The organism is Brevibacillus sp., assembly GCF_003521185.1.
Classification (GTDB): domain Bacteria; phylum Bacillota; class Bacilli; order Brevibacillales; family Brevibacillaceae; genus Brevibacillus; species Brevibacillus parabrevis.
This window is the reverse complement of the sequence record NZ_DOTK01000022.1, coordinates 21150-28771: the sequence shown is the minus strand read 5'-3', so window position 1 is coordinate 28771 and position 7622 is coordinate 21150. Positions and strand designations below refer to the sequence as shown.

General features: G+C 49.3%; 8 protein-coding genes and 1 riboswitch. Of the genes, 1 reads left to right on the top strand and 7 read right to left on the bottom strand.

What is annotated here, in order from left to right:
* Positions 1–213: hypothetical protein (locus DEP07_RS04875; protein WP_287102200.1), on the bottom strand; the 213-nt coding region annotated here is incomplete at its 3' end.
* Positions 214–680: 467 nt separating this feature from the next.
* On the opposite strand from DEP07_RS04875, the gene DEP07_RS04870 reads away from it, so the two are divergent.
* Positions 681–1130, top strand: coding sequence for an SRPBCC family protein (locus DEP07_RS04870; RefSeq protein ID WP_287102199.1), 450 nt, complete (start codon positions 681–683; stop codon positions 1128–1130).
* 72 nt (positions 1131–1202) lie between these two features.
* On the opposite strand, the gene DEP07_RS04865 is transcribed toward DEP07_RS04870, so the two are convergent.
* The 6 genes from DEP07_RS04865 to DEP07_RS04840 form a co-directional block, all read right to left on the bottom strand.
* The gene (locus DEP07_RS04865; RefSeq protein ID WP_287102198.1) at positions 1203–2855 is read right to left on the bottom strand and encodes a peptide ABC transporter substrate-binding protein; all 1653 of its coding nucleotides are present in this window, start codon (positions 2853–2855) and stop codon (positions 1203–1205) included.
* Positions 2856–3046: 191 nt separating this feature from the next.
* Entirely contained in the window at positions 3047–3889 is an 843-nt protein-coding gene (locus DEP07_RS04860; RefSeq protein ID WP_122966599.1) for a MetQ/NlpA family ABC transporter substrate-binding protein, read from the bottom strand.
* A gap of 56 nt (positions 3890–3945) precedes the next feature.
* Positions 3946–4611: a methionine ABC transporter permease gene (locus DEP07_RS04855; RefSeq protein ID WP_063229431.1), complete on the bottom strand. Its 666-nt coding sequence runs from the start codon at positions 4609–4611 to the stop codon at positions 3946–3948.
* Positions 4612–5625, bottom strand: coding sequence for a methionine ABC transporter ATP-binding protein (locus DEP07_RS04850; protein ID WP_287102197.1), 1014 nt, complete (start codon positions 5623–5625; stop codon positions 4612–4614).
* A 110-nt stretch (positions 5626–5735) separates the two neighbouring features.
* Positions 5736–5855: riboswitch (SAM riboswitch) on the bottom strand.
* Between the two features lie 105 nt (positions 5856–5960).
* Positions 5961–6260: a Ger(x)C family spore germination C-terminal domain-containing protein gene (locus DEP07_RS04845; RefSeq protein WP_287102196.1), complete on the bottom strand. Its 300-nt coding sequence runs from the start codon at positions 6258–6260 to the stop codon at positions 5961–5963.
* Positions 6261–6543: 283 nt separating this feature from the next.
* Positions 6544–7557 carry an LCP family protein gene (locus DEP07_RS04840; RefSeq protein ID WP_122966601.1) on the bottom strand — a complete coding sequence of 338 codons (1014 nt, stop codon included), beginning with the start codon at positions 7555–7557 and terminating at the stop codon, positions 6544–6546.
* Positions 7558–7622 lie beyond the last annotated feature (65 nt).

The window sequence follows — 7622 nt, the reverse complement described above, 5'->3', positions numbered from 1 at the left end:
CACAAAAAAATTTACATTCCCTTGGTTATCGTGAATGTCATTTCGTTGTTCATTTAAAAAAGTTTCCTTGTACACCATATTAGAAGCGCTTGAGTTTTTGATACCTGTTTGTATATCTTTTGCTGTTATTTTTCTTTTCGTTATACGATCATACACAACTCCAAAAAGCAATATGCCTCCAAAGATGATTAACAGGAAGACCCACATTGGCATTTTAAATCCCTCCTTATTAGTCCTTATTAGTATAAGACGCATTTATCAATAAAATGTTGCTTGTATTAAATTGGGTCCCGATAATGTGTTTTATGTAAACAAGCGTCCGAAAGTCCAAATTCGGGCGTTTTTCGCCATTTTCAGCGATTAGCACAAAACTGACACCCGTCATTTGTCCACCACTCATGGACAAAACAGCCTTTCCCTCGAAATTCCTCGATCTTACGTTAGCTTCGATTTGCTTCCATTTTCATTTTGATAGTTGTGGCCACCGATTATAAATTTCTACCATACAACTCATCGTAAGCATCAATGTATTTTACCGCAGCATATCCGGATTTTTTTCCATTTAGTCCGCCTCCTGTCGCGTTTTTACAATACACCCCTGTTTTGTCTGTCTATACTAAGAGTAGTAGTTGCAGCTGGGGATTACAATTTCAAAATTTATTGATAACAGGAGGCACGACATGGATCATATTTTCAATTTTTACATCGGAGCTACCCCGGAACGCGTATGGCACGTTCTCACTTCGGAAGAGGGAGTCAAAAGCACGTTTTTCAACTCCGTCATCCGCTCCACTTTTCAAGTCGGTGACGATCTGGCTTATGTCGGGCCTGGAAATGATGGCCCTGAGACAGTTCATGTGTACGGAAAGGTTCTGGCATTCGAGCCGCAGCAAGTCTTCAGCTTCCTGGAGCATCCTGGCCCGTCTTACCGGCCAAACCACGCTGAACTCCAAAGTCGCGTGACCTTCAAGCTGGAGCCGGTTGGCGGATGTACAAAACTGACCTTGATCAACGACCAATGGACCGAAAACCATCCTTCCAACACCAATGCGGGTCAAGATTGGCCGATGATTCTCTCCAACATCAAGACGTACGCAGAAACAGGTAAAACGTTGGATTTCGGTTACTAAGCCGGACTATTTGATAAGGGAACCCCGGAAGCGGCATGCCTTGGCACTCTCGCTACCGGGGTTTTTTGCCTGTTACTCGACCATCTCTGCCCACTTCAGATCGATAAAGCCCAATCCGTCTACCTGTACGCCTTTTACTTTGTCGCTCTGCACCCATACGTCAACATCCGTAAAGAGCGGAATGACTGGCATGGCATCCATGAAAATTTGCTCGGCTTCCGCAAACAGCTGCTTGCGCTTCTCCGGGTCACTCTCCACGGCGGACTGTTTCAAAAGCTCTTTGTAGCGTTCGTCTTCCCAGCCCGTATCGTTGTTTCCGGTCTTCGCGTCGCGGAACATTTCCAAATAGTTGATCGGATCGTTGAAATCGGCATTCCAGCCCAAGCGGCCAATCTCGTAATTCAGTTCATGTAAATCTTGCAAGTGAACCTTAAATTCTTTGATCGCCAGCTTCACGTCGATGCCAAGATTGCGTTTCCACTGATCCTGCATAGCTTCCGCGATTTTTTTGTGTCTGTCTGTAGGGTTGTAGGACATCGTAATCGTAGGCAAGGTGGTCACACCCAGCTCTTGCATGCCTTCCGCCAACAGCTTTTTCGCTGTCTCGACATCGTTGTCGCGGAAGTAGCCCTCCGGTTTGATAATCATAGATTGAGGCAGCATTCCCATGGTCGGCACTTGTCCAACCTGCGTGATGTTGTCCACGATGCTTTGGCGGTCGACCGCATAGGCCAGCGCTTTGCGGATTTTCGCATTTTTCAGCGGCCCTTTGGTCGTATTGATTTTGTACCAGTACATCGTCGCTTTCGGATGAACGACCAGCTTGCCGGCTTCCTTCAAAGACGGGATCGCATCAGTCGGCAAACCGCCAAGCGGTTGACCAGCCCAGTCCAGCTCGTTGTTGTCAAACATGGACAGCGCTGTATTGTCATCCTCGATCATGGCAAATTCGATTCGGTCGAGTTTGACAGCATCTTTATCCCAGTAGTTTTCGTTCTTTTCCAATACAATCTTGCTCTTGTGCTCCCAGCCCGTCATTTTGAACGGACCGTTGCTAACGTGTGTTGCTGCTTCATTCGCCCAGTTCGGATTGGCTTCTGCCACTTTTTTGTCTACAGGATAATAGGTGTAAAAGGCCGTCAATTCCAGGAAAAATGGTGTCGGGTTTTCTAGCGTGACTTCAAGCGTTTTGTCATCAAGAGCTTTTACCCCCAGCTCGGTTGCTTGCGCCTTGCCCGTATGCACCTTTTCCGCATTTTTGATGTAGTATAGCTGGTACGCATATTCGGCACCCAGCTTCGGATTGAGCACACGCTTCCAGGCATACTCGAAGTCGTGCGCTGTCACCGGATCGCCGTTACTCCACTTCGAGTCGCGAATCGTAAACGTGTACACGCGCTTGTCGTCGGATATTTTCACGTCCGACGCAACCGAGTTCATCGGCTTGGCGTCTTTGTCTAATCTGGTCAAGCCGTCAAAAGTAGCACGGACGACCGCCCCTGACGTAGCATCCTTGGCAAGCCCAGGGTCCGCCGTCGAAGGCTCGCTTGTCAGGTTGGCCCTGAACACTTGCGGCTTGCCAGCGCTCGCCGTCTGCTTGGCTTCTCCTGCTTTTTGCTCGGCAGGTGCAGAAGGCGGAGCGGCGGCCTGGTTCCCGGAACATCCTGCCAAAATACTTCCAGCCACAAGCGACACGCCGAAAAGTAGTTTGAATGTTTTGTTCATCTGAATTTTCCCCCTTATCAAATTTTTTCTATCGCCACCACAATATACTCGACAAAAATCGTCTTGAGAATGGGGTTCGGTGAGATTTAATTAAATTTTACGAATATTTATACTTTTATAAATGAAAATAAACCCAACCAGCCACACGGGCCAAATTGGGTTTATTTGTTGATTCATCAATTAGCTGTTCCTTAGAATGCAGGAACGATGGAACCTTTGTATTCATCTTCAATGAACTTTTTCACTTCTGGGCTGTTCAGTTCTTTCGCCAGCTTTTGGATCGCTTCGGAATCTTTGTTGTCAGGACGAGCTACCAGGAAGTTCGCATATGGAGACTCTTTGTCTTCAAGGAAGAGAGCGTCTTTTGTCGGCACCAGTTTTGCTTCGAGTGCGTAGTTGGTGTTGATCAGCGCCAGGTCAACTTCCTCCAGGACGCGTGGCAGCATAGCAGCTTCTACTTCTTTGAACTTCAGGTTTTTCTTGTTTTCTACAACGTCTTTTACCGTTCCGCTGATGCCAGCGCCTTCTTTGAGCTTGATCACGCCGTTTTTCTCCAACAGTGCGAGCGCGCGTCCGCTATTGGTCGGGTCGTTTGGCAAAGCAATGGTTGCGCCTTCTGCCAGCTCGTCAACGGATTTTACTTTTTTGCTGTAAGCACCGAAAGGCTCGATGTGCACGGCGATTACTGGCTGCAAGTCCATGTTTTGACCTTTATTGAACTCTTCCAGGTAAGGCTTGTGCTGGAAGAAGTTTGCGTCCAGTTGCTTTTCATTCAGCTGTACGTTTGGTTGTACGTAATCGGTAAACTCTTTCACTTCCAGGTTAACACCTTGTTCTTTCAGCTTTGGAGCGATGAACTTCAAAATGGCTGCGTGTGGAACCGGAGAAGCGCCTACTTTCAACGTTACTTCTTGCTGTTGTCCGCCTTGTGCGCCGCCTTCAGTTGGAGTTGGAGCTGTTTCCGTTTTGCTTCCGCACGCTGCCAAGGAAAATGCCAATACGGTAGAAAGTACAGATACGACTAATTTTTTCATAAATGATTTCCCCCTATTTTTTGGTCTGTGTTCTGCAAAGCTTATATGGAAAGACCTTACTTGCGGCTGAATCGCATAACCAGGCGATCCCCCAGCGACTGCAAGATCTGGACCAACACGAGCAAAATAATCACTGTAACAATCATGACATCTGTCTGGAAGCGTTGGTAGCCGTAGCGGATTGCCAAATCTCCCAGCCCGCCGCCGCCGATTACGCCGGACATCGCGGTGTAAGAGACAAGGGCAACTGTCGTGATCGTAATCCCGGCCACCAGACCTGGACGCGATTCAGGAAGCAGCACGTTCCAGATGATTTGCCAGTTGGAGGCTCCCATCGACTGAGCGGCTTCGATGACTCCTCGATCCACCTCTCTCAGCGAGGTTTCCACCAGCCGCGCAAAAAACGGGGCTGCACCGATGACGAGCGGCGGAATCGCTCCGAGTACCCCGAGTGAAGTACCCACAATTACTTTTGTCACAGGAATCAGCAAGATCATCAAAATGATAAACGGTACAGAACGCAGTATATTGACAACGAATGAGGCAATCGCATAAAACACCTGGTTTTGCAAAAGCTGTCCGCGAGAAGTCAGGAACAAAATAATCCCCAGCGGCAAACCAATCAGGATGGTAAACAGTGTCGAGAAGCCAAGCATCGTCAGCGTATCTATTGTTCCCTCGGCGATCTCCGACCAATCCACATTTTCCAAAGTCCAGTCCATCTATATCACCTCTACTTCCAAGCCACGCTGACGCAACGTCTCGATGGTTTTTTCGTTTTGACGGACATCGCCTTCCAGCTCGACGACCAGTTGGCCGTACGGCGTATCCTTCATGCGGGAAATCGTTCCTTGCAAGATGCTGAACACCGTGCCTGTTTCTTGCATCGTCTGGAACAAGATCGGCTGGTACGTCATTTCCCCCAGGAATGTGACGCGGGCAATCGTGCGGTTTCCTGCCGCCTTTTCGTGCGCGACTGCTTCCCGCAGCTCGCTGGAATCGGCCACCTGCTCGACAAATTCCTGTGTCGTCGGATGCTGCGGCTTGAGAAACACGTCCAGAACCTCACCCGACTCGACAATTTTTCCGCCATCGATGACGCCTACGCGGTCGCAGATGGAACGGATCACGTGCATTTCGTGCGTGATCAGCACGATGGTCAATCCCAGTTTGCGGTTGATATCGAGCAAGAGCGCGAGAATCGAGTTCGTCGTCTGCGGATCGAGGGCGGAAGTCGCTTCGTCACACAGCAACACTTTCGGATCATTGGCCAGCGCTCGGGCGATGCCTACGCGCTGCTTCTGACCGCCGGACAATTGCGACGGGTACTTGTCCCGATGCGCTTCCAGCCCGACCAGTTTGAGCAGCTCGTCCACTTTTTTCTGGATTTCAGCCTTCGAGCGATTGGCGAGCTTGAGCGGGAAAGCGACATTCTCGCCTACGGTCGCGGAAGACAACAGGTTAAAGTGTTGGAAAATCATCCCGATCTGGCGGCGCTTTTCCTGAAGCTTGCTGTCATCGAGCTTGGTCAAATCCACTCCGTCGACAACGACTTGTCCTGACGTAGGGCGCTCCAACAGGTTGATGCAACGAATCAGGGTACTTTTCCCCGCACCGGAATGCCCGATGATCCCGTAAATTTCCCCTTTATCTATGGAAAGGTCAATCCCGAGCAATGCCGGAATCGTCTTGCCTTGTACTTGATAGCTTTTATGCAGTTGTTGCAATTGAATCAACGCATCCACCTCCCAGCAAAATCTGTCTACATGCCTTGTGAAAAACAGAAAGCCCCTTTTTTCATAAACGAAAAAGGGGCTGCAACGCATGTATACGTTCGCATCCACCCTTCTCATCTATCAAGATCCAACCAATCTTGTAGGAATTGGCACCGCGACGCTCATTTTCGAAAAAATGAACCGGTTGCCGGGCTTCATCGGGCCTGTCCCTCCGCCTCTCTTGATAAGAAAGATTTCCACGTATATTATGTTCGTTTTTCATATTTTCATGATACAAACCGGATTATATCCTTTTTGAAAATATCCCGTCAATAGCAATCCCAGGAAAAACTTTTTTAATCCATCACTCCGTTGCGGATAATGGTTGCCTGAACATGAAAACGAAAAGACGCCTGCCGGAAAATTTTTCTCCAGTCGCGGTTCGTCATCTCTTTCAATCCCCTCTGCTGGGCACGGTAGACGATGCCAAATCCCGCCGGATCGACGTCCAGTTGCTGCAATTTTTTGACGACTTTTTGCAGTTCTTTCTCGATTTCCTTTTCCAATGCGCCCTCCATCGTTTTCATCATTTTGCTGTAACGGGAGGAGATGCTGCCAATGCCTTTTTTCGCAAAGTGCTCATTGTACAATGCCACCCGTATTTGCCCGCCTAAAAGTTTTTTGTCTGATTGCAAATTCGCCTTGTCCCGCATGCCCTTGCTCGTTTCCCCAGTCCCAAGTGCCTTTCGACATGATCGATATTCAGTCTATCCTGATCGATTTCCCTCAGCTTCGGAATAAGCTCGCTGTACACGACTTTGGCATCCGCCATGCGAACACCATCTATGCAGGAACTCCTGGTCCATCTCATTCACCCCAATGTGCCTGTACTGTAGAAAATCATGGATAGTGTGCCCAAATATGCAAAAAAACAGCACGCTACATTCGCGTGCTGTCTTTGCTGTCTGTACTGTCGTCTGTTTTGTTGTCCTCTTGTTGCATCGTTTCAGTCGGCGGCTCAAGCTTTTCCTGAATGAACGACTGAATCTGGTCTACGTCGGGAATGAGCACGGCTCCTGCCTTGTGCGATTCCCGGAACATTCCCATCGGCGGCAGCTGATAGTTGCCCGGTTGCATCGTATCGAGCTTCAAGCCGAGCGCGGACAGCTTCAGCATGTCCATGGAGCTGATGTTCGTCTGGATGTACGGCGCCACTTGTTTGAGGATGGACGGCAACTGGATCAGGGATGTGCCGCTCTTCATCTGGCTCGCTACAGCGGCGAGCAATTTGCGCTGACGCTCGGTGCGCGTATAGTCGGATGTGGCGTCATGGCGGAAACGGACGTACTGCAACGCCTTGTTGCCATCCAACTGCTGCACACCTTTTTTCAGATTGATATCGTAGACGCCTTTATCTGTCGGGTCATGGTAATACATGTTTTTCTCTACGTCGATCTCGACGCCGCCCACCGCGTCGATCAGCGCCTTGAAGCCTTCGAAATCGGTAATGACGTAGCGATCCACAGGAAGTCCGGTAAACTGGCTGACCGTCTTCATCGCCAGCTCAGGCCCGCCGTCTACAATCGCCGAGTTGATACGCGAGCTGCCATTTCCGGGAATGTCCACATACGTATCCCGCAAAATGGAGAACAGATCGTAACGCTTGGATGCCGGGTCGATACTGACCAGCATCATGGAGTCGGAACGGGGAAGCCCGTTATTTTTCATTCCCCTGCGATCCACACCCATCAGCAAGATGTTCACACGCTCTTGACCATCCCACTCGGGTATCTCCGCCGCTTTCGTTGCGGCTCCGCCATCCGGCGGGGCAGGTGTAACAACATTAGGAGCCTGGATATTTTGAGCAAACTCATAAAAGGAGTATCCGTAATAACCCGCTGTCGTGGCAATCACGACAAGCATCAGGAGCAACACTCGTTTCCATATTCGCATAAAGAACTACTCCACCTTTTATTCTCTGTATCTACTTGAACTCATCTCACCACTTGTTTAGTATA